Origin of the sequence: Methylobacter luteus IMV-B-3098 (assembly GCF_000427625.1) — a bacterium.
Classification (GTDB): Bacteria; Pseudomonadota; Gammaproteobacteria; order Methylococcales; family Methylomonadaceae; genus Methylobacter; species Methylobacter luteus.
Genome location: NZ_KE386569.1, coordinates 4,476,786 through 4,497,950, shown reverse-complemented (window position 1 = coordinate 4,497,950; position 21,165 = coordinate 4,476,786). Strand labels below are relative to the sequence as shown.

Sequence of the window (21,165 nt, the reverse complement as noted above, 5' to 3'; positions counted from 1 at the left end):
TTCGGCTTTTTAGCTGGATATCCAGCAATTAAATAGCAGGAATTCCTGCTATTAAAGGGTGCGATTCCGTACCTTTTAGAATCGGAATTTTTCCGTTACGCTCTGACAGGGTAACGATTTTTACTCAATTTGAGAGAAAATACCGTTTGAGAATCTGTTTCTTTTGGTGTTTCTTTTGCTTCTATCCGAAGCTCAATGCCTTGAGCAATCCCGATTCTGCATAAAATAGCTGTTTCTTTTTGACGCATCATAACGCTTTCAAAGTGTGGCAATGCGCGCTGAAATCCTAGATGGTCATGTCGATATTCCCGGATATGTTCAAAAACGAGTTCTCAGATAACCATTTCGAGTAATGGTGCGAAGTTCCTGTTTGAGATATATTTGTTTTTCAACAAAAATAATAAGAGAAAACACAATGCTAATTACATGCAAGGAATGCGGACACCAAGTCAGCGATAAAGCCGATAAATGCCCGTCATGCGGTATTAAGATGCCAAAAAGATATTCTTTTATTGAGTCGATGGGCTTTATCTTGTTTGGAGGATTTGTTGTCTTTTATTTTGCGACTAATGATAATGAGACAAAATACCATAAGGAGCCAGTAGTAACCCAAGCAGTAACAACGGAACCAGCGCCAAAAGAGCCTGTTAAACTCTCCTGTGCAACTGATTGGAAATTATGCAAAACAACAAGCGATCTTATTAACGAAAATAAAGAGATGGCAATACAAATTCAAGTTGCCTGTAAAATGGCGTCCGAGGAAAAGCATACTCAATCAATTGATTGGGGAGGATTCTTTTCTCCTAATTTTTCCTCTTATATTCCAGAAGATTTTTCTGGAGATAAAAAGGAGGTTACTGTCATTGATGATGTGGCAATGTATGAAAATATATACGGGGCAAAGGTCAAGACAAAGACGTTATGTGTTTATAATTTAAATACTATGAAGGCTGTTACTGTTCTTACTACGCAGATGTAAATTAATTAAACTGACCACCGCGCAAAATGCGCGGCCTGTTGAATCAGAACCGCGCCAGATTGTTATGCTATTCGGCTAAAGCTTTAAGCAATATCTCAAGCCCGTCATCCGTTATGATGTAGTAGGTAAGCACGTTTTTAAATATCAACCGTTCAAAATTCTGCTCAAACCGGTTGTTATTGAGCTTGTCTTTGAGTTCGTCAATAAATAGACGCAGTTCTCTATGGTCTAGGTTTAGGACTTTGGCTAAATGCCATGAGGAATGATTAAACATTATTGAATTGTCTCGGTTCACATAGGGAAGTGAGACAAAACCCATTGCAGGCTTTGTCTCATCTGTCTTTTATTGAGACAGTTCCATTACTGCCGCATACCTGATGCAGCATTAAATACCAGTGTTTGACGCTGTATCTCTGGAACGATCTCTTTTGCTATTCCTGCCGGGTCTGTTGCGGCTGTCTGGATATTCACGTTTTGTATATTCGTTTCAGAAGTCACATTGCTGTTGTGACTGTTCACAGTGCTGTTGGTGGTCGATTCATGTTTAGCATTAATGGCCTGTCTTGCCGGTGATTGGATAGCCGCGCTCTGTTGCTGTGGCTGTCCGGCAAATAGAGAAACAATATCGCGCCCATATTGCGCGTACTGGCTCGCCTTTGTTCCGTTGGCATCCGAACTATCCTTGCCATTTTTATAAAGGTTGATAGCCGCGCCAGCCCCTTTTAAATGCGCCGCCATGACAAAGCCTGATATGTCCTCCGGTGAACTGCTTGCTTTCAATGCGCCCGATTTGACGCCGGTCTGAATGTTCATATTGGCGTTTTTAGCAAAAGCCCTGTCTTGGAGTTCACCAGACCGCATAAAGCCTTCAAAACCGCCCTCAGTCGTCCAGTTTTCATTGTTGTGTAAGAACTTAGCCTGCCCGCCTTTAAACCAGCCTTTGCCCGCTTCCTTTTTAGCCGCTTTCAGTTTTTCCAAGTCCACTAGACCGGCATCGGCCAGGGCATCCGCGCCAAATTGATATTTCCCGATGTAGCCGTATTTGTTCTCTGCTCTCAGGTCGCCGCCGCTTGATTCATGCTTCATCGTTTCAGCGGCCAGCGCCCGTGTCTGGTGGTCATTTAAGCCCATGATTTCACCGCCGCGATAATTCCAGGCCGCATCCTTTAGGCTCATGTGCGCGTGTGCTTTGTCGTGCTTAGTCTCTCCGTCCATGCCTACCGCATCAGTAACAGCGTTAGCGGCATCTTTAACAACGTCCGGCGCGCCAGACTCAAACACTTCATTGACCATTGCGCCGAACTTATCAGGAACATTAAGCAATTCTTCTATTTTGGTTAAAAAGCTGTCTACTTCCTTAACGGCATCAGAAAACCAGTTCTCAACATCATCAGACCTAAGCCAGTTTGAAAACTCCATTAAGTTATCTATTAAACTTTCAATCTGTGGCTCAAGCTTGGATAGAATAATCTTACCCGTGCCTTCAAATGACGCGCTTAAGTTGTTCCATTTTTCCGCGAGCTTGCCTAATTCCTCGGTCTGTTCTTTGGTAAGTCCGGTCAGTTTGGCGTATCCGTCGCGTTTTTCCTTTAGAGCAACTGAACCCATTTTTAATAGGTTGTATTGCTCTCGATTTATGCCCATTCTATCGGCAATCGCTAAGGCTTCCTGTTCGCCTTGCTTCATCATGGCCTCATGCAATATATCAGCCTTTGCTAATAGTAGAGTTTCAGCGTCTTTGAAGTCGTCAGCTTTTGCACCATATCTTCCGCCCCATTGAAAAAAAGCGTTAATGTCCTCGTTCGGCATCCCCATTTTAAAATCGGCCGCCGCTTTAGACTGTCGCTGTAACAACTCAAACATTCCCTGAGCTGTGCCGCCTGCGTTCTTTGCCGCCAATGCGTAACCGTTAAGTCTCTCTGCACCAATGCCTAAATTCTCAGATAGCCGGTCAAGTTCCGCTGATGATTGAATGGTGTCTGATGTAAAGTTAGATAGCCCCTTGCCAGCCGTAAACACGGCCAGCATAGACAATGCCTGATTTCTTATTTTGGCGAAACCTTGAGCAATTATTTTTGATTGCGATTCAATTTCTCTAAATCTGGCTTTCTGTGCTTCGGCGTTCTTTTTGTCGATAGCTTCAAGTTCATTGCCTTGGCTTCTGGATTGATTGATAAAGGCTGTTTGCGCTTTGTTAGCTTCCTGTGTGCCTTTTTTGAACTCGGTTGCGTCCAATCCGAGAGTTACTATTAAGGTGTCTATTACGTTCATTTATTAGCCTTTGGTGTGCGTTTAATCATCGCTTCATAGTGGTTTTTGGACAGGTGAAAAGCCTCATGTCCGGTTAATTCTGGTCTTTCTTGGTAGAGACTAAAGCCTGCTGCTATATAATCTCTCAGCGTCTGCTCGTTGGTGTCTTTATAAGTCAGGTCGTCATCATTGTTTATAAGGTCGATTAGTGCCGCTTCCTGCGTTACTCCTGCTCTGCTGGATAGGTAGCCGGTCACTATTGCCGTTCTAATGGCTCTTTCTTCCAGTTGTCTCACCAAAGGAAGGTGGGAATATTGGTTTATTGGGAATTGAATAGTTTTCTCTGTCATTTGTTTTCCTTTAGTCATTTAGAGATATGCCCAACAAAAGGCGCGCCGTTTTTTCTCGTCTTGTCTTGAACCCCATCCTTAAAAGAGTTTTATTAAAATTCCCCCTGGTCATAAACCTATCGGATTTAGCAAGACACCATTCAAAATAATCACCATATAGATTACATAGCCGTGTTTCGGCGCTCTTGTTCTTAATACTGCATCTTTTAGTAATCCATTCGCCAATGTTCCGTTTTGACTTTAAGTCTGTTTTCATAAATTAATGTTGTGCTTAGTTGTGATTGATTAAGATTTATATTTCAGTGCGGATAGTGCGGATAAATGTCATTTTTCAAAAGTCCCCCATATAAAGTTTGTATGGAGGAAAAAGGAAAAACTCTAAAAATCCGCACTATCCGCACTTTTACCAACCTTTAGTTGCTCTATATGAATCAGCATAAGTTGAGTCATTTACACTTGGTGACTCTTTTACGCCTATGCCAAACCATAGCCTTTTTCCGTTTGATTGGCGGCAATAAAGGCCGCGCTCCGCAAGCCTGCGCCCTAATGCTATATTGCTATTGGGTCTTAACCCGTTACTGATGCACCAGTTTTTGTAGCAGATATACATATCGGCTGATGATGTCTCATGACTTGGTGAAAGCTCGCAACATTCTTCAATCCATCTGCCAGTAATGTCCTGTTCCTGCTGATATTCTCCGGTGGCATCCTTTATAACCTTTGGCACATCGGATAAGCCGCGCTTTTGCCATTCAAGACACCCTTCAACCATCCAGGCTAAAATGTGTTCTGATTCGGTTCTGAGTTTGTTTAATAGATTCGGGTCTTTGTCCTTGCCTTTGAACTGGCGCGTAAAGGGTATTAGCATCACTCGCCGCCAGATTCCGTAATCATTGCCCTTAATGATGGGCTTATGGTTGCCGCTCATCATCAGCTTAAATTGTGGTGTGAACTGTACGGGGTTTTGATGCAGTTTCCTTGTAGTAATGGTGTCCTGTCCGGTAATGGCTTTTACTTTCGATTCTGAGAACGCTACACCATCCTCGGTTTCTGTCGTGATAGCCAGTCTAGCCCCGATTAAATCAGCCATATCAGGACTGGCAGCGCCTGCTTGCCGCTTTCCTTCCGTGAATGTGTCTACATCGGCGGCTCTGGCATAATCGCCCATGAGATAGCGTATAGTCTCGGATAATATGCCTTTACCGTTGCTTCCCAAGCCATAGCAAAAAACAAAGATTTGTTCACTTGTAGAGCCTGTTAGAAGATAGCCGCACCAGCGTTTAAACCAGCTTATTAACTCGGCGTCATCGTTAAATAGCTGGCTGATAAACTTAGTCCATTGCTCAGCCTTTGAGGAATCGCCCAGCCTTGCCACATTCACTGACTTGGTGATTAAGTCGGACTGTTGCGCTGGTCGTGCTTCGCCTGTTTTCAGGTCAATCACCATTCGCGCATTATCAAAACCAATTTTGAATAGGTCGGCATCCATCATGCTAATAGATAGCCTTATACGTTCTTCATTACTGAGTAGCGATACAGCCGCTTCAATGGTGCGTTGCTTCTGGCTGGTGCGTGACCATTTGTAGAAATATTCAGACTCGGCTAAATGAAGCGCGCCTTCGTTATATATCTGGGCCGGTAGCTTAGCCGCCAACCCTTTAGTTATTGCCCCGTCTAAGTCCCATATCCACGCGCCATCCCGCCAATGCACCCATGCTTTGGCATCATGGGTATAACGGATATTTTCACTATAAGCATCCATCAGCCGCATAGCATTACCAAGCTCGGATAATGGGCGCGTGTTGTGCGTTCCGTCTCTGGCATCCATGCCAGATAATGACGGGATAGAGAGCTCAACCGGAACAACCTTTGATTCTTCTAGGGCTTGCTCAATATGCGCCTGTACCGCTTCTAATCCTTCATCCTGCGCCATGTCGTTAAAATCCCCAGCCGATACCGGAAACACCACGCCAGCGGCTACGGCCTGCGCTGCTTCGGTGGCCTTGGTGCGCCCGGGGTTGCCTTCGGTCTGGGTGTCATCATCACCGCAGATTAAAAGCCGGGCTGATGATGTAAACGCGCTTTTTCTGACCATTTCCGCCACTGGTTTTAAATTGCCTGCCGAAAAGCACACACAGACCGGATAACCTGTCGCCTGATGTAAGCTGCAAGCGGTCGCGAACCCTTCGCTTAGAAGCAATATAGGCGCGTTTTTAGGCTCACCAATCCATATATGACCATGACGCATTTTGCCGCCTGTCATAAAGCGTTTAGCGCCGTCTGGTGCGATTCTTTGCAGGCTTTGGATAGTGCCAGCCGCGCTATAAACGGGAATCAATAACCAGCCTTTGCTATCAATGCGCGCCATGTGCGGCTTAATGCCTTTTTTGACTAAATAAGGGTGCGATTCCGGCGCGGGTGGTGCCGGTTCCCATTCCGCCCGAGCATTGGCCGCCGCTGCTTGATAGCCGGATTCCCGTTCTTGATGTGCCGATTTCCGTGCGGCTTTTATCTTACGTTTGAACTCTGCTTGCTCGATCGCGTTTAACGGCTTATCTCGTTGGGCTTGCCATGTGTGGTGTTCACCAGACCGCCAGCAACCAAACGCCGCGCCTTGTTCGTCTGCAAATAAATGAACCCATCCTGATAAATCAGAGCGTTTTCCATTGGTCGAAAAGCGGGTAGTCTTACCGGGCGGGATAGTGTCAGGCGGGTCGAAACCCGCCGCTTTCATTGCATCGGGTAAGGTCGCCATCATGCGCCCCTCACGATTACCAGCCAAACGGATAACCGGATAAATTCGGCCTTTACCTGTCGCACAGTTTCGGTAAAATGGCTTTGCAGTTTTTTGATATTGGCCGCCTTGGTATTGCTGTACCGGGCGGCCTGTTTACTGTTCCCCATCATGCCCCCCGATTGCCTTCAAAGCGCTTAACCGCTTCAATAAATTTGTCTAACCGCTCGCCTAATTCCTGCCTCAAGCCTGCCAAAATCTCAGACTCGATTAAATACCGGCCATAAGTCGCCGTCCTGCCGGTGGGGTCGCTTGTTGGGGCTGTCTCTTCCTTGGTTTGAATTGTCCAGTGGTGCCGGTTCCGTAGTTGCTCGATATAACCTGATAGCCGGTAAGAGCCGGTTTCAATCTGGAATTCTTTATGTGTGAACTTACGGCCTGTTAAAAGGCGCATTAGGGCGCGGGCTGTAAGAGTGTCGATTCTGGGTAATGTTGGGGTAATCATTACTTACCCCCTTGATTTTGACCAGCAACCCATCCAAAGAACTTTCCTTCATCAATTAAGACTTTTCGCCCAATACGAACGATCGCGCCAGCCTTAGCAAGTCCGTTTTGGGCTTCATTAAAGATTAAGGCGCGTAACCCGCCGCGAGTGAAAGCGGGGTGTTTTTCTGAAAATTGATTTACTGTTAAGTATGATAATAATGTTTGAGTGCTCATAATTTACCTTTTGTTTCTGAATTGTTCCGCTGTTTTGCTAGCGGTTGAGATAAATTATAAGTAGTTGATTTTATTAAAAAACTAGGAAATATAGGATTTCCTATATAAAGAAAATCTCCTATATCTAATGCTCTGATTTATCGGCAAGCATAAAAAAAGGGCTTATCGCCCTTTCTCTATTTAACGCCGCCTTGTATTTGGCAATAACGGCTTAGCTTCTGGTAGCTGAATCCACTTTCTAAAAACTGCATCGTTTTTCCCCCATAAGTCTGGCTTATCTTCTTGAAGCTCAGCTATTATAACCTTATCTACTTTCCCGCCCTTGTAATCTGTTCTCTTTACCCATTCCTTAACGTGCTCTGTCCGTTCCCTGTCTCTACAAATTGCCGGGTCCGTCTGGCATCCCAAGAATGCAGCTATCTCGTGCCGGTCAAATCCTATTTCCATAGACCTAATGAAGTCTGCTCCTTTATATGCTCCATCATTTGGGTTGTGGCTTCTAAGCACTAATGACTCATCTATACCTTGTTCTCTGGCGCTTTTCTGTTCCTTGATATACAGGTTATCGGCGTATATTTTTCTTTCATGCCATCCCGCCATGTGTCTTAGCATTTCCATTCCTTCAATTGATACGTCGTCACAAAATATTGGCTTGAGTGGGCCTTTTTTGGGCTTTAGCGCGTTCTCTAGCTTAAATGGCTCTTTGTTGATTTTTGCCCATTTAGGGGGTTTTGCTGAGTTACTTAAGGCTTGATAGAGATTATCGGCGGCTTCTGAAAAACGTGCTTCTTCACTGTTTGAATATTGCAGTTCGGTATAGCTGGCTAATTCCTCCATTAGTTCGTGCAGCGAAATAAAGTCTATTGTCTTTGGTGCGGCCCAGCCTGAAAAATTAACCATCACACGCCCCCAAAGATTTTAGTATTCATGGACTCAATTACTGAGCTTACATGACCGTCTGATAGGTGGGCATAGCGCCGAACCATATTTAAAGTTCTATGTCCTAGAATCTCGGCTATTTCAGCCAAGCTCGCCCCGTTCATGGCTAAATAGGAAGCTGTGCAATGGCGTAAATCATGCCAGCGGAAATTGTTTATTCCTGCGGCTTTTAGTGCTTTTTGAAAGGATGGCCTTAGGTTGATAGGCTGGTCTTTGTTTTTCTTGCCCGGGAATAATAGCTGCGTGTCAAGTCGTCTTACTTTGGCGTGATTCAGTAGCAACTCTAAAGCATGACCGGCCAACGGAACTCGGCGGCGGTCTCCGTTTTTGGTTTCGTGCAAGATGATATAGCGGTCTTTAAGATTTACGTCAGACCATTTCAAATTCATCAATTCGGCTTGTCTCATTCCGGTAGACAGTGCCAACGTGACGCATATATATAGATGCTTGTTTTTGGATTGCTTGCAGGCTTGCAAGAGCTTGTCGCGTTCTTCATCATCCAGAAATCGAACTCTACCTTTTGGCTCCGGTGGCTTTGATACGCTTTTCATAGGATTTGATTCTAGCCATTGCCACTCCTTCACGGCATGAGAAAATGCGCTAGACAATACGGCCATATATCTTACTTTTGTTGAATTGCCGCGCGGCTTCCCTCTTAGCGTTATACCTTCGCCTAGTTCATCACGGCATTGGGCAATTAACGCTGGTGTAATATCCGCTAGAACATACGCCCCAATCTTATCTTTCCACCACCCAAGCTGCTGCTTCTGAACTCTGGGCCTCTTTGATTTGCTTGGCAATACTTCATTAATGTATCTGTCCACCAGTTCAGCCAACGTATGCTTTTTTGCTGCGGCTGTCTTAAAGTGCCTGCCTTCGCGGATTGCTGACTCTGTGTCCTGAACCCATTTTTTTGCATCGGTCTTTCGTTTGAATGTTGCCGTTTGGCGCGGATAGCCTTTCAGTCGAACTTCGGCTGTATAACGGATGCTTCCGTCTTTTGATGTGCGTTCTTTGATAGTAGCCATGCTTGCCTTCTATATTTATAGGGTAGGCAATAGGCACTTGATATAATGAGTGAAGCCATTGCTTAATCCGGTTAATTAAGTATTTGGTCATGGGCTGGTTGGTGCTGGAAACACCTTCTGGCCCGCTTTGTGTCTAGGGTTCTATTATATATTTTTGTCGCAATTTTGTCGCACTTGACCATAAAAACAGGCAATAAATAGCAATATTCAGCAACAAGCAATAGACTATAAGTGATTGATTTATCTATTATTGGTTACTGCGGTTTATTGTGGTTTTTTGTGTTCGTATGACTACTTATGAACATTAAAAAATACTGATTAGCTGGTTTTGAGAAGTTCGGTGTTTTCTGTTCAGCATTAGGGAAATCTTGACCTATTTTTTTAACGTTTCCAGTTTACTGCTTAAATTAGACGCGCTCTCGATTATGATTGAGCACGCACCCTTGCCAGGATTGAGCAATGAACCGCTTTTCATATTTTTTATCAGTAACCTGTTGAAATTTAGCCCGCCTTGGGTATGAAAAGGTTATTGGACTGAAGCGATTAATTTCCAAAATTGATCAGCCTGTGCGGTAATTGTGGCCCAATGAAAGAAAAGAGGCTCAAGCTTTACTTCTGACATCTGATATAGAATTTTTGTGACAAAATTAAAAAGATGTAGATAGTCCGATTTGGCACCATAACGTCAGTGAACATATTTTAAAATAGACAGCTTTCAGCCCAAAGCCGATTCCAGCTTCTCACAATAACTTTTCAACGCTTTAATACGGGCGTATTTTTTATCATTGCCTTCAATCAATACCCAAGGTGCTGCCTGGGTACTGGTCCGGGTAATCATTTCATTAACGGCCAATTCATACTCGGCCCATTTCTCGCGATTGCGGTAATCTTCCTCGGTTATTTTGTATCGTTTATAACTGATCTGTTCACGAGCCCTAAATCGTCTTAATTGCTCGTCCTGATCAATATGCAGCCAGAATTTCAGGATGATAATGCCGTCACGCATCAATTCTTCCTCAAAATTAACGATTTCTGAAAAACCGCGCGCCCATTCATATTCCGCCGCAAAGCCTTCGACACGCTCAACCAGCACACGCCCGTACCAGCTTCTATCGTAAATAGTGATTTTGCCTGCGCGCGGGATATGGCGCCAGAATCGCCACAAGTAATGCTGGGAGCGTTCTTCATCTGTGGGTGCGAAAACAGGAATCACACGATAATTTCTTGCATCAAGCGCATGAATCAAGCGCCTGATGGCCCCGCCCTTCCCGCCGGCATCCCAACCTTCGAAAACTAATATGCTGGAGCGCTTTTTCTGGCGCGCCAGCCTTGCCAATTTGCTCAGTTTGCCCTGGTAAAAATTCAGTTGATTATGGTAAGTTTTTTCATCCAGTTTAAGCGACAGGTCGAGCTTATCCAGCGGATTATGTCTCGCATTAATGACGCCGGAAGCAGCTGTTTTTTCGATAACTCTTTTGTCTGCGTCTCTCTGCTCAATATGTCGGCTGATTCTGTCCAGCACATGCCGGCCCACCGCTAGGCGTCTGTAATGTCTATCCGTACCGTCAATGATCAGCCACGGCGATGCGCCGGTGCTGGTTTCGGACAATACCTTCTCAGCCACGTCGATAAAGTCGTCATACATTTCCAGATGCTTTTTATCGCGACTGGTTACCCGCCAACTGGTTTCCGGATTTTTTTCGAGTTTTTTCAGCCGCTTTTTCTGTGCTTCCCGGCCAAGATGCAACCAGCATTTAATGATCAAAGCGCCATCATCGATCAGCATCTGCTCGAATTGTTTGATATGCATGAGATCCATCTGCAGTTGTTCATCATTGATCTCATGATGAACATGTCGCGATAACGGCTCACTGTACCAGGAACCGGCATAAATGCCGATAGCGCCTTTAGCCGGCAAAGTGCGCCAGAATCGCCAGAATTTAGGCCGCTCCTTCTCTTCATCACTCGGTTCATCGAATGCATTGGTCTGTATATAATGCGGGTCCATCCATTCATTCAACAAATTGATCACCTCACCTTTGCCGCCTCCGTCAACACCCGATATAAGGACAACGACAGGAAAACCTGTTTGCCGGATCTCCTGCTGAGCCGTCAGTAATCGCGTTCTCAAATCAGGCACTTGCTTATCATAATCGGATTTCTTTAAGGTATGACCCAACTCGGCAATTTCAAACATTCTGACCTTCCTTCTGCCTCATCAATGCGATTTTTAACCGGCTGTACATCACCTCATGGCTAAAAATACGTTGCGACAGACTTTATGCTTGCTGTAAAAACAAAAAAATTAAATTACTTTATTATCAATAACATATTAACTAATGATTAAAAATTTTGCCAATAGATAAGGCGCTTGTGCAAGGCCAAACAACAAGGCGATCAAGAACATTTTATTTTAGTTTTGACACAACACCTTATCTCATGATAAAAATTATCCCGTCGTTTATAAAAACTTCGACGATCGACTCGGTGAATAAATAATTACTGAGTTACCCCTTTGAGGAGAGGGGACAAAAAACATTACTACAATAACTATATGAGGATTTAAAAATGGCTGAAGAACAACAAAGAGATAATTTCTGGCTGTATATTGGCGGAATCATCGTTCTAACTATCGTATTAGTTGTTATGCTCAAAGGCAGAGAAACTGAGCATTTGAAAAGCGGCGCAGTAGCTGAGCTTCAAAAAGAAACTTTCCAACAAATTGAAGCAAGAAAAGCAACTAAAAATAAAGCTGTAGAATAAGATACTGCTACCCCCCTCGTATATGTCTGCGAGGGGGGTATGTTAAAAGTTATTAGTCCTTTAGTATTTTTCCGACACTGTTATTAAACAGTTTTGCCACGTAACAGTATCCCCTTCCTAATCTCTATCAGAAAGCTTGCCGTTGTATCAGAAACGCCGCTCTCCCCAACCAGAGCAGCATTTCATGTCGATATTTGCCTGTTTTAGAATTTCTTGAGGCGTACCACTTATACGTCCTTTTCAAGAAGACTGAGCCTCTCTTCCAGGACTTTCACTTTCTTCAAAAGCTCAGGTAGTTTGCTAATGGCAACCTGTTCCTTATAAGCCACCTTCTTGTCCTTGGCAGGACTACCGAACACCTGAGTACCGGCTTTGACATCGCCGGCTATGCCCGAACGCGCCATGACTACTGCTCCACGACCGATCGTGACATGATCGGCAACGCCGGCGCTGCCGGCCAGGATGGCATAGTCTTCAATCGTGCAGGAACCGGATACCCCGGTCTGACCGCACATGATTACGTGCTTACCGACTTTGTTGTTATGCCCGATCTGCACCAGATTATCTATCTTGCTGCCCATTCCGATAACCGTACTGCCCAATGCGCCCCTGTCGATACAGGTATTGGCGCCGATTTCGACGTTATCTTCGATAATGACATTGCCGACCTGCGGCACTTTAACGTGAGCACCGTTGCGGAATTTATAGCCGAATCCTTCGGCACCGATAACGGCACCGGAATGTATGATGACGTTATCGCCGATTTCCACATCGTCATAAATAACGGCATACGGATGAATGCGGCAATTCTTGCCTATTTTTGCGTTTTTACCGATATAGACGCCAGCCAGAACTTCACTGCCATCACCAATCAACGCATTTTCACCAATCACGGCGTACGGACCGATATACAGCTCGCTACCCAATACGACATTATCTTCGAGCACGGCCTGTGGCGAGATTTGTCGGCGGTAAATTCTGGCCGGGTGCAGCAACTCGACGGCTTTAATAAAACTGATCTCAGGATCGGCGCAGACCAATAACGCCATGCCTGGCGGAACGTTTTCAACAACAAAACCTTCGGCAACAAAACAGGCGGAAGCCGTGGAATCCTTGATATGTCCGGCATAACGGCTGTTAGTCAATTGCGTGACCTGTCCGCTTTGTGCCGTCATGATATCCGCTGCGGAATGAATTAATGCTGATGCATCCCCGCCTTCAATCCGGGCTCCGCAAAAATCGGCAAGTTCTCTTAATATAACCGGCATATTGTTCCTGCTATTATTTTGTTATAGCGCCAAACTATATGGCACATAGTTACTGAAAAGAATAGTTTAGCAAAAACTTATAATTCGGTATGACAAAATACACTTTTAATAAAGAGGATTCTCCGGCATTCAGGGTTGTTTTATGGTTTTCAGAGTATTATCGATTTTAACGATCAAGCTTTCCACGCCTTTTAACGTCAGTTTTTTATCGCTGCCTTTAATCTCTGAAATGTAGTTACCTATTAATTGGCTGTCGCGCACGCTGACCAAATGTCCCATAAGATAAGCAAACAGGAAACTGGGCTTATGCAGGCGCCCGACCAGTATATAGTCGGCACCGGCTTTTCTGGCCAGTTCGGCCGCCACATCATCATGATCGAAGAGATAGCCGACCCCGGCATTGGCGCGCCGCTGAGCCTCCAGGCTTACCGGTACGACTTCATACCCGGCTTTTATCAGTCCGTTTTCCAGCATAGCTCTTATGCCAGCCGTGCGTTCAACCTCAGCCGGTATACCGGGCGCCAGAGTCAGATCTTTCAGCTCGAAATCCAAAACGGCGATACGCTGCTGGGCAAAGCTGTTCAGGCTTGTCAAACACAAGACCGATAAGGCAATCATCTGTCGTATACGAGAGTTCATGCATTCTCCTTTGGAGTATAAGTTGGATTAGCTGGACGATTCGGGCAGATACAGTAAATTAATCCCTGGGCTTGGATAAAAATTGATTCGGCAGATGGTTAGAGCGCCAAAGCTTGATTAATACTGCACTTAACTGTGGCGTTGTAAATGGCCCTCTCCCGAATGGAGAGGGCGCGTGAGTGTTTTAATTGAAAAAAATAGTATGAATTAATCTACGCAGCAGTTGAATCAACCGGGTGTAATGGGCGTTTGAATTTGCGATGTTTAGCTACATGACGCGTGACAGTGCGCCCGGCTCGATCGGTCGCATTGTCAACAGCCGCATACATGTTGTCCTCAACATCATCAATAATGACATCTGATTGATGCGGAATCACTACTTGAATATGACAGCGTTTATCAGCTCCGCCTTTAAGGCCATTGATACTGGAAAGGCGCACGATAATACGCTGAACAGAATCATTGCTGCTGACTAAGGCGCTATTAATGCGTTTAACGACATAACGCTGCAATGCTTCGGTCAAGGAAAAGTTTCGAGCTTGAATATCAATTTGCATACTGCACTCCTAGATGAGTATTACCAGATGAGCTTTTAAATTACCTCGTACCGTACCAAATAAAAAGTCGGATATTTTTTATTAATTGATCGAATTAATCGAACTTTTTTATTTTTTAAAGAAGCAAATGTCTATTGCCGTACTGGATTAAGTGAGTAAATAAAAAATCGTCGGAGTATTATTTAATCAGTGATAATGTTCTAATGACCTGAATCAGCGCATGAACTGAGCAATATTTATGATTAACTATAAGCATCTCCATTACTTCTGGATGGTCGCCAAGGAAAAAAGCATTGTCCGAGCCAGTGAACGCTTGAATCTGACACCGCAGACTATCAGTGGACAGCTAAGCCTGCTGGAAGAAACTTTAGGGGTGGCTTTATTTGATCGTGTAGGACGCCATCTCGAACTCACAGATACCGGACATAAGGTTTTAACTTACGCCGATGAAATTTTCTCGCTAGGCAGCGAATTGGAGAACGTGGTTCATGATAAGCCTACTGAACCAGTATTGACATTCAATGTAGGCATTGCCGACGTCGTGCCTAAATCCATCGTCTATCGGCTGCTTGAGCCGGCTTTGCGCATGCCGACCCTGGTACGCATCAACTGCCGGGAAAGAGATCTTGACTCGCTTTTGGGCGATCTGGATCTGCACAAGCTGGATCTGGTCATATCAGACAACCAGATTCCTGTGGATACCAATATTCGCGGCTTCAGCAGGCTACTAGGGGAATCAACGCTGACTTTTTTTGCCGCGCCCAAATTGGCAGACACTTTTGAACAGGCGTTCCCGAATTGCCTCGATAATGCTCCGCTATTATTGCCGGGCATCGCCAGCGGAATAAGGACTCAACTACAACAATGGTTTGACAGGCGGCATATCCATCCGCGCGTTATTGGCGAATTTGATGACAGCGCGCTGATGGAGAAATTTGGCCAGGCCGGTATCGGTATTTTTGCCGTACCGACGGCCATCAAGGCAGAAATAGAAGACAAATGCGAGGTGATTTCTATTGGCGAGGCTGAAGATTTAACCGTTCAATTCTATGCCATTTCGATGCTGAGAAAAGTATCCCATCCGGCCGTAACAGCTATTACTGCCAAGGCCGGAGAATGGCTATCCCGCAACAAGGCAAATTCATAAATGAATTTGCTCCGCACGAGGAATCCTCCGTCCGCGGCTTTGTCGCCGCAACCTGCAAGAGACTGGGGTTATGAATCATCAACCTGATCGGCAAGCGCAACCAATGCTCTAACCAGGTCTGATAACTTCTCCGAATCTTCCGCACGCACTGTCGCATGGGCGACTTTACGGCCCTTCCTCGGGACTTTGTCATAAAGATGCAGATGTGCGTTCGGAATTTTCAAGACATCATCGTTAGCCGGCAAGCCACCGATAAAATTCACCATGGCGGCCTTGCCAACTGGTGTCGTAGCACCTAAAGGCTGATCCAGAATGGCGCGCAGATGATTTTCGAACTGACTGGTCTCAGCGCCTTCAATCGTCCAATGGCCGGAGTTATGCACACGCGGTGCGAATTCATTGGCGACCAGCTTACCGTCCACCTCAAACAGTTCCAACGCCAGCACGCCGACATAATCCAGCGCTTCCATTAACATAGAAACATGAGATTCAGCCTGCTTTTGCAGCGTATCGCCATCACAGCATTCAGAAACCCGCAGAATGCCGCCGCGATGCAAATTTTCAGATAACGGATAGAAAACGATAGCACCTGAAACATTGCGTACCGCAATAATCGACACTTCGCGTCTGAATGGCACAAACGCCTCAACGATAGCGGGCACGCCTTGCAGCAATTCCCAGGCCGGCTCCAGGTCGTCAACCGACTTGAGCACAGACTGGCCTTTACCATCATAGCCCAGGGTGCGGCTTTTCAAAATGGCCGGCCAGCCGATGCCCGGCATAGCCTGTCTCAGATCTTCAAGACTGTTCACGGCTGCGAAAGCCGGTGTCGGAATCCCGATTTCCCGGAAAAAGCTTTTTTCAATGAGCCGATCCTGAGCAACCGCCAGCGCCTTGGGGGCAGGATGCACCTGTGTCCGCGCCGACAGAAACTCGGCGACATGCGCCGGGACATTCTCAAACTCATAGGTGACGACATCGGCGCGCTCCGCCAGTTGCGCGAGCAAGGCTGGATCGCTGTAGTCCCCATGCAGGTGTTCACCCAATTTGTTGGCGCAGGCATCGGCCGACGGGTCCAGAAAAATAAAATCCAGCCCTAACGGATAACCCGCTAACGCAATCATACGCGCCAGTTGCCCGGCTCCGAGAATTCCAATTTTCATATCCTATCCTCCCTCGGATCTGAATGCTCAAGCACTGTTTCGGTCTGTTCACGTCGATAATCGTTTAATGCCGTACGGTATTCGCTGTGCTTGTTGCTGATAATGGCTGTCGCCAGTAAAGCTGCATTAATGGCTCCTGCTTTGCCGATAGCCAATGTACCGACCGGAATGCCGGCAGGCATCTGAACGATCGATAACAAGGAGTCCATGCCGTTTAACGCCTTGGACTGTACCGGAACGCCCAGAACAGGGACGGCGGTTTTCGCTGCCGCCATACCGGGCAGATGAGCGGCGCCGCCGGCGCCCGCGATGATCACTTCCAGGCCTTTAGCTTCCGCCGCCTCGGCATACTGAAACAGTTTGTCCGGCGTCCGGTGCGCCGAAACGACTTCAGCCTCATACGGCACTTTTAGTCGATCAAGCGTTTCCGCGGCAAAGCGCATGGTTTCCCAGTCAGAGGTCGAGCCCATAATGATGCCAACCAGTGCTGTCATGTGTTACTCCTTTCAGTATCAGAATAATCCGGACACAACGGGTCCTGTTAATAGTTAAATATAAAATTATCTCATAAATGTCGCGGTGATGTTTCTTAAGTTTTTTGCATAGCCTACAGGCCATTGACGGAAGCCCTGATCAGGGAATCTGTTATGGCCATTCAAGAAAAGCAGTACGGGCAAGCACCGTGTAATTGAAATTTTTCTGGGCAGACATCTGCTTTTGGCTTCAGTAAGTTAATGTTTATAGTTAATCAAAAATACTGAAAAACAATAATGAATTGCCGGATTGAATAAACGAAATGACACGACTGAAACTGAAATAACTGGAGGGAGGGATAGTATTTCGACGTTTTTCTTCGCCGTTTGGCCGTTTCAAGATAAGCCTGTAATGGCACGTAGCGCTTTTAACTTGCCTTCGCTTATCCGATACTTAACTGGAATACTGTTCTTTGATTTAATACATGTGGAGCCAACTCTTACCGAAGTAATACAAAACAGTGTGCGCGGCCGAATATAGGATTGCTCCCTTACATAGGTCTTCAATTGGCGGTTTTTTATTTTTTATTTACAGGCCGGGATCTGGAAAATTTTGAGGATTTGGCGCTGGCACTCGCGGGCTATTTCTGATTTTGCCGGCAATTATTAAGCGGTGAATTAGTGCGATTCCATCGCCTGGGAGAATTGGCGCAGAAGAGCAATTGCCCAGAGTTTGAGGAAGAATATCAAAAAATGATATGAAAAACCGAAAGGGGCTGCAAATTTGCGAAAATCGTTATTTTCTTTCCGCTGACAAACAGTGACAGTCATTATCTTTTATCTGGCAAACGTTGCGTCGCGCCGTTTCCTTGCTTGCAGGAAAAGCCAAGTCCCATCCTGTTTCTCATATTCTGCATTGGCCATGCTAATGCGTTCGACACATCATTGACAGATATCTCTCACATCAGAATGAATTTAAACCCACTGCCCAACAATACCGTTAATGTGAGCAAGAGATCCATTCGGATCTCTTGCCGCTCAAACTTCCTGTTAGCCTTTTCCGGGCAGCATGCCTACTGAACCGGGTTTAATGCGTTTACAAGTAACGACCATATCTTCCAAGTGACATTGAGCTTTGCCCTTGCTATCGGCATCCGTACATTCGTCACAGACGGGTGTGCCGAGATTTTTCACTTCTTCAACGTGCCAGCCGTAACCTTGTGTTTGGCAAAACTTCTTGCTGAATCTGTTCACATTATATTGCTTTGAAGCAGTTTCAATCGCTGCAGACTTAGCCTCGCACTTTGCGGAAGGCAGCGTATTCGCCATAAGATCCCTGTAAATATACTCTGTCGCCGATGCGCCACCTGAAAAAAGCGATAATGCCGCCAATAGGCCTATCAAGTTAAATTTCATAATTTTCTCCTCATCATTCTATTATTTTAAGCGATCGTTGATGCGCTATATCTTCTATATTATGGTGTTGTCCCTAAACCATGGCATACTGCCTTTTCTGCAAAAAAGGGATCAACAAAATATCCCGTGTACCCAGGATTTAGTTTAAAACGCGAATATTCATAAGCGCGGATTCTTCTTGCAACTGCTCTTTGATCGGAGCAAATTTATCTTCCTCACTTTTCTTAACCAGGACCATAACCGTCACTAAAGCAAATGTTAAGCAGCCGACATACAGCCAGAATTTATCTTTTGTTTGTGATTCATCATTCATTTTTTGCACCTTTATGTTTATCAATTATCTATGGATGTCACAGCTGATAAAAAAGCTCCGGCCTAAAACCCGTGCCGGAACTAAATCACAGCTGAAGCATCTTTTTATTTACGCATCCAGTAATTTCCGCAAAGAGGACGATTTCAGTCTGATATTGCACGATCATTGGCATCAGTCACGCTCTGCTTTGCCCTATGCTGGAATAGGGCATGCTAGAAATTGCTGAACTCATAAAACCTCTCACCTAGTAGTGAATCGATACTATAGGAAAGCCCAGGCCCACTGTCAAATAAATATCGAATCAATACTAAATGAAATTGATCTTACCTTCCTCCCGCCTTCAGAGCAATAAAATCTACTTGAGCTAATCTTCGACTTTTGCAATCGGCGCCGACAAAGAGCAACCCTTTCCTACCGTAGTCTTGGCATTGTTCAGCCACAGTTTGGCGTGATTTTTTTAAAAAAGTATTTGGCGCAGTTTTATATTTATTTGAAGAGTATGAAACTAAAACGACTATTAATTACTCTTTAAATAAAAAAACTGTTTTTTTAGATAGCTCGGAAACTCTAGTTTTCCGGGAGAATCACCTTGATATCTCTTAACGATATGCCTGACTGACAATCAATAGAGGACGTTGACTAAATTTAGAGAGGCTTTCCATGTATTATTTCTGCAAAAACGCCTTGTTTGGCTCACTGACTGTTATTGTGTTTATCAGCTTTATTTTGAGCGCATTTATTGCCTCAAGCCTTTTATTTATCGGCTTTCTGTTACGGTTTACCTGGGATTACAGCAATCTCGCCATACAAAAAAAACTCAATTACATATTTGAAATTTAGCGATACATTACAGTCCTCTCTCAAACTGTTTTCCATCGCCTAATTCCAACCTTGAATATCAAGGAGTAGAGTTCTCTTCTTTTGTTATCAGTCTTGACTTCTTTATGAGACAGTCCTCTAAATTATTTTTTCTCCGGCAGCGATATTTCATCCGAGATTAACCTTCTCCATTTCGAATTATGGTTCTTTACGCGGGTCAAATAGCTGAGCATGTAATTTCTGTTTAAATATCATTTAGCTTTGTGATACTGTCATGAAGTAACATTTTTACAACGGAGATCAGTACCATGACTAACCAGCGCAGTGTTACCCTAGTTAACGAGGAAACTCAGCCCATCTGTGAGTTGCCTGTTTTATCAGGCACTACGGGGCCCGACGTCATCGATGTCCAGGAGTTGTATAAAAAGACCGGTATGTTTACCTATGACCCCGGCTACACTTCGACGGCCAGCTGTTCTTCAAAGATAACGTATATTGATGGTGAAGCCGGCATATTGCTGTACCGCGGTTATCCGATCGAGCAATTGGCGGAACAATGCACTTTTCTGGAAGTTTGCTATTTGCTGCTGAACGGCGAACTGCCAAACAGTGATCAACTGAAGCAGTTTGAACAATCCATCACCAAACATACGATGGTGCATGATCAGCTCACTAATTTCTTTAAAGGCTTTCGCCGGGACGCCCATCCTATGGCGATCATAGTTGGCGTAGTCGGCGCCCTGTCGGCCTTCTATCATGATGCCCTGGACATTACCAACAAGAATGACCGCGACCTGTGCGCCATTCGCCTGATTGCGAAAATACCCACTATCGTAGCCATGAGCCATAAGTACAGCATCGGCCTGCCATTCATGTATCCGCAAAACAAGCTGAGTTATGTGGAAAACTTCATGCGCATGATGCTGGCCACACCCTGCGAGGATTTTCAACCCAACCCGATCCTGGTGCGGGCACTGGACAGAATCCTGATTTTGCATGCCGATCATGAACAGAATGCCTCCACGTCAACAGTCCGTCTGGCCGGCTCCAGCGGCGCCAATCCTTATGCCTGCATCACTTCGGGAATTGCCTGTTTATGGGGGGCCGCGCACGGTGGCGCCAATGAAGCGGTATTGAACATGCTGGAAGAAATCGGCGATGTGTCCAATATCGATTCTTATATCAACCGGGCCAAGGATAAAAACGATCCGTTCAGATTGATGGGATTCGGTCACCGCGTTTATAAAAATTATGACCCGCGCGCCAAATTAATGCGGGCAACCTGCCATGAGGTGCTTAATGAGTTGGGACTGCATGACGACAGGTTGTTCAAGCTGGCGCTGGAACTGGAACGCATTGCCCTAGAAGACGAATATTTCATCGAGAAAAAACTGTATCCGAATGTCGACTTCTATTCAGGCATCGTACTGCGCGCCCTAGGGATACCGAGTAATATGTTTACCGCCTTGTTTGCCATGGGCCGCAGCGTGGGCTGGATTTCGCATTGGGATGAAATGATATCGGATCCGGAACAGAAAATCGGCCGTCCCAGACAGCTTTATATCGGCCAAACAAGCCGCGATGTTCTGCCTATGGCCGCGCGCTAA

At 45.4% G+C, this 21,165-nt stretch carries 20 protein-coding genes; 4 read left to right on the top strand and 16 right to left on the bottom strand.

Going from position 1 to position 21,165, the window contains the following annotated elements; genetic code table 11:
• Window positions 1-95 precede the first annotated feature (95 nt).
• Entirely contained in the window at window positions 96-251 is a 156-nt protein-coding gene (locus METLU_RS28170) for a hypothetical protein (protein ID WP_155920696.1), read from the bottom strand.
• A 164-nt stretch (window positions 252-415) separates the two neighbouring features.
• Here METLU_RS28170 and METLU_RS0123285 point away from each other — a divergent pair, with 164 nt between their 5' ends.
• Window positions 416-979: a hypothetical protein gene (locus METLU_RS0123285; RefSeq protein ID WP_155920695.1), complete on the top strand. Its 564-nt coding sequence runs from the start codon at window positions 416-418 to the stop codon at window positions 977-979.
• 360 nt (window positions 980-1,339) lie between these two features.
• Here METLU_RS0123285 and METLU_RS26970 read toward each other — a convergent pair whose 3' ends face one another.
• The 8 genes from METLU_RS26970 to pap form a co-directional block, all read right to left on the bottom strand.
• Window positions 1,340-3,250 (bottom strand): hypothetical protein, encoded by a 1,911-nt coding sequence (locus METLU_RS26970; protein ID WP_051300174.1) that lies wholly within the window; start codon window positions 3,248-3,250, stop codon window positions 1,340-1,342.
• Complete coding sequence (locus METLU_RS0123270; RefSeq protein ID WP_027160292.1) at window positions 3,247-3,579, bottom strand: hypothetical protein; 333 nt, start codon at window positions 3,577-3,579, stop codon at window positions 3,247-3,249. The genes METLU_RS26970 and METLU_RS0123270 overlap by 4 nt, the downstream gene beginning before the upstream one ends.
• A gap of 403 nt (window positions 3,580-3,982) precedes the next feature.
• Window positions 3,983-6,337, bottom strand: a complete 2,355-nt coding sequence (locus METLU_RS0123265; RefSeq protein WP_027160291.1) for a phage/plasmid primase, P4 family — start codon at window positions 6,335-6,337, stop codon at window positions 3,983-3,985.
• Between the two features lie 145 nt (window positions 6,338-6,482).
• Window positions 6,483-6,818 (bottom strand): hypothetical protein, encoded by a 336-nt coding sequence (locus METLU_RS0123255; RefSeq protein ID WP_027160290.1) that lies wholly within the window; start codon window positions 6,816-6,818, stop codon window positions 6,483-6,485.
• Entirely contained in the window at window positions 6,818-7,033 is a 216-nt protein-coding gene (locus tag METLU_RS0123250) for a hypothetical protein (RefSeq protein WP_036243431.1), read from the bottom strand. The genes METLU_RS0123255 and METLU_RS0123250 overlap by 1 nt, the downstream gene beginning before the upstream one ends.
• Before the next feature lie 180 nt (window positions 7,034-7,213).
• Window positions 7,214-7,933 carry a hypothetical protein gene (locus tag METLU_RS0123245; RefSeq protein WP_027160288.1) on the bottom strand — a complete coding sequence of 240 codons (720 nt, stop codon included), beginning with the start codon at window positions 7,931-7,933 and terminating at the stop codon, window positions 7,214-7,216.
• Window positions 7,933-9,000: a tyrosine-type recombinase/integrase gene (locus METLU_RS0123240; RefSeq protein WP_027160287.1), complete on the bottom strand. Its 1,068-nt coding sequence runs from the start codon at window positions 8,998-9,000 to the stop codon at window positions 7,933-7,935. Before METLU_RS0123240 ends, METLU_RS0123245 begins: the two co-directional genes overlap by 1 nt.
• 715 nt (window positions 9,001-9,715) lie before the next feature.
• The gene (pap, locus tag METLU_RS0123235) at window positions 9,716-11,197 is read right to left on the bottom strand and encodes a polyphosphate:AMP phosphotransferase (RefSeq protein WP_027160286.1); all 1,482 of its coding nucleotides are present in this window, start codon (window positions 11,195-11,197) and stop codon (window positions 9,716-9,718) included.
• A gap of 371 nt (window positions 11,198-11,568) precedes the next feature.
• Here pap and METLU_RS0123230 point away from each other — a divergent pair, with 371 nt between their 5' ends.
• The gene (locus METLU_RS0123230; protein WP_027160285.1) at window positions 11,569-11,763 is read left to right on the top strand and encodes a hypothetical protein; all 195 of its coding nucleotides are present in this window, start codon (window positions 11,569-11,571) and stop codon (window positions 11,761-11,763) included.
• 227 nt (window positions 11,764-11,990) lie between these two features.
• On the opposite strand, the gene lpxD is transcribed toward METLU_RS0123230, so the two are convergent.
• The 3 genes from lpxD to METLU_RS26335 form a co-directional block, all read right to left on the bottom strand.
• The gene (lpxD, locus tag METLU_RS0123225) at window positions 11,991-13,031 is read right to left on the bottom strand and encodes a UDP-3-O-(3-hydroxymyristoyl)glucosamine N-acyltransferase (protein WP_027160284.1); all 1,041 of its coding nucleotides are present in this window, start codon (window positions 13,029-13,031) and stop codon (window positions 11,991-11,993) included.
• Between the two features lie 129 nt (window positions 13,032-13,160).
• Window positions 13,161-13,670, bottom strand: coding sequence for a DUF2380 domain-containing protein (locus METLU_RS0123220; RefSeq protein ID WP_036243429.1), 510 nt, complete (start codon window positions 13,668-13,670; stop codon window positions 13,161-13,163).
• 212 nt (window positions 13,671-13,882) lie between these two features.
• Window positions 13,883-14,227, bottom strand: a complete 345-nt coding sequence (locus tag METLU_RS26335; RefSeq protein ID WP_036243428.1) for an HPF/RaiA family ribosome-associated protein — start codon at window positions 14,225-14,227, stop codon at window positions 13,883-13,885.
• A 238-nt stretch (window positions 14,228-14,465) separates the two neighbouring features.
• Here METLU_RS26335 and nhaR point away from each other — a divergent pair, with 238 nt between their 5' ends.
• A complete protein-coding gene (nhaR, locus tag METLU_RS0123210) occupies window positions 14,466-15,374 on the top strand; it encodes a transcriptional activator NhaR (RefSeq protein ID WP_027160282.1) in 909 nt (302 codons plus the stop codon).
• 68 nt (window positions 15,375-15,442) lie between these two features.
• Here nhaR and METLU_RS0123205 read toward each other — a convergent pair whose 3' ends face one another.
• The 4 genes from METLU_RS0123205 to METLU_RS28515 form a co-directional block, all read right to left on the bottom strand.
• On the bottom strand, window positions 15,443-16,537 hold the full coding sequence (locus METLU_RS0123205; protein ID WP_027160281.1) for a 5-(carboxyamino)imidazole ribonucleotide synthase: 1,095 nt from the start codon (window positions 16,535-16,537) through the stop codon (window positions 15,443-15,445).
• On the bottom strand, window positions 16,534-17,031 hold the full coding sequence (gene purE / locus METLU_RS0123200) for a 5-(carboxyamino)imidazole ribonucleotide mutase (protein ID WP_027160280.1): 498 nt from the start codon (window positions 17,029-17,031) through the stop codon (window positions 16,534-16,536). Before purE ends, METLU_RS0123205 begins: the two co-directional genes overlap by 4 nt.
• Window positions 17,032-18,060: 1,029 nt before the next feature.
• Window positions 18,061-18,426 carry a hypothetical protein gene (locus METLU_RS0123185; protein WP_027160279.1) on the bottom strand — a complete coding sequence of 122 codons (366 nt, stop codon included), beginning with the start codon at window positions 18,424-18,426 and terminating at the stop codon, window positions 18,061-18,063.
• 139 nt (window positions 18,427-18,565) lie between these two features.
• Window positions 18,566-18,739 (bottom strand): hypothetical protein, encoded by a 174-nt coding sequence (locus tag METLU_RS28515; RefSeq protein WP_196806593.1) that lies wholly within the window; start codon window positions 18,737-18,739, stop codon window positions 18,566-18,568.
• A gap of 1,127 nt (window positions 18,740-19,866) precedes the next feature.
• Between METLU_RS28515 and gltA the strand changes: the two genes are divergently transcribed.
• Window positions 19,867-21,165: a citrate synthase gene (gene gltA / locus METLU_RS0123170; RefSeq protein ID WP_027160277.1), complete on the top strand. Its 1,299-nt coding sequence runs from the start codon at window positions 19,867-19,869 to the stop codon at window positions 21,163-21,165.

Bases quoted from the DNA above. Each gene is read 5' to 3' on its own strand.
- METLU_RS28170 (WP_155920696.1), bottom strand. From the start codon at position 251: ATGATGCGTCAAAAAGAAACAGCTATTTTATGCAGAATCGGGATTGCT.
- METLU_RS0123285 (WP_155920695.1), top strand. From the start codon at position 416: ATGCTAATTACATGCAAGGAATGCGGACACCAAGTCAGCGATAAAGCC.
- METLU_RS26970 (WP_051300174.1), bottom strand. From the start codon at position 3,250: ATGAACGTAATAGACACCTTAATAGTAACTCTCGGATTGGACGCAACC.
- METLU_RS0123270 (WP_027160292.1), bottom strand. From the start codon at position 3,579: ATGACAGAGAAAACTATTCAATTCCCAATAAACCAATATTCCCACCTT.
- METLU_RS0123265 (WP_027160291.1), bottom strand. From the start codon at position 6,337: ATGATGGCGACCTTACCCGATGCAATGAAAGCGGCGGGTTTCGACCCG.
- METLU_RS0123255 (WP_027160290.1), bottom strand. From the start codon at position 6,818: ATGATTACCCCAACATTACCCAGAATCGACACTCTTACAGCCCGCGCC.
- METLU_RS0123250 (WP_036243431.1), bottom strand. From the start codon at position 7,033: ATGAGCACTCAAACATTATTATCATACTTAACAGTAAATCAATTTTCA.
- METLU_RS0123245 (WP_027160288.1), bottom strand. From the start codon at position 7,933: ATGGTTAATTTTTCAGGCTGGGCCGCACCAAAGACAATAGACTTTATT.
- METLU_RS0123240 (WP_027160287.1), bottom strand. From the start codon at position 9,000: ATGGCTACTATCAAAGAACGCACATCAAAAGACGGAAGCATCCGTTAT.
- pap (WP_027160286.1), bottom strand. From the start codon at position 11,197: ATGTTTGAAATTGCCGAGTTGGGTCATACCTTAAAGAAATCCGATTAT.
- METLU_RS0123230 (WP_027160285.1), top strand. From the start codon at position 11,569: ATGGCTGAAGAACAACAAAGAGATAATTTCTGGCTGTATATTGGCGGA.
- lpxD (WP_027160284.1), bottom strand. From the start codon at position 13,031: ATGCCGGTTATATTAAGAGAACTTGCCGATTTTTGCGGAGCCCGGATT.
- METLU_RS0123220 (WP_036243429.1), bottom strand. From the start codon at position 13,670: ATGAACTCTCGTATACGACAGATGATTGCCTTATCGGTCTTGTGTTTG.
- METLU_RS26335 (WP_036243428.1), bottom strand. From the start codon at position 14,227: ATGCAAATTGATATTCAAGCTCGAAACTTTTCCTTGACCGAAGCATTG.
- nhaR (WP_027160282.1), top strand. From the start codon at position 14,466: ATGATTAACTATAAGCATCTCCATTACTTCTGGATGGTCGCCAAGGAA.
- METLU_RS0123205 (WP_027160281.1), bottom strand. From the start codon at position 16,537: ATGAAAATTGGAATTCTCGGAGCCGGGCAACTGGCGCGTATGATTGCG.
- purE (WP_027160280.1), bottom strand. From the start codon at position 17,031: ATGACAGCACTGGTTGGCATCATTATGGGCTCGACCTCTGACTGGGAA.
- METLU_RS0123185 (WP_027160279.1), bottom strand. From the start codon at position 18,426: ATGAAATTTAACTTGATAGGCCTATTGGCGGCATTATCGCTTTTTTCA.
- METLU_RS28515 (WP_196806593.1), bottom strand. From the start codon at position 18,739: ATGAATGATGAATCACAAACAAAAGATAAATTCTGGCTGTATGTCGGC.
- gltA (WP_027160277.1), top strand. From the start codon at position 19,867: ATGACTAACCAGCGCAGTGTTACCCTAGTTAACGAGGAAACTCAGCCC.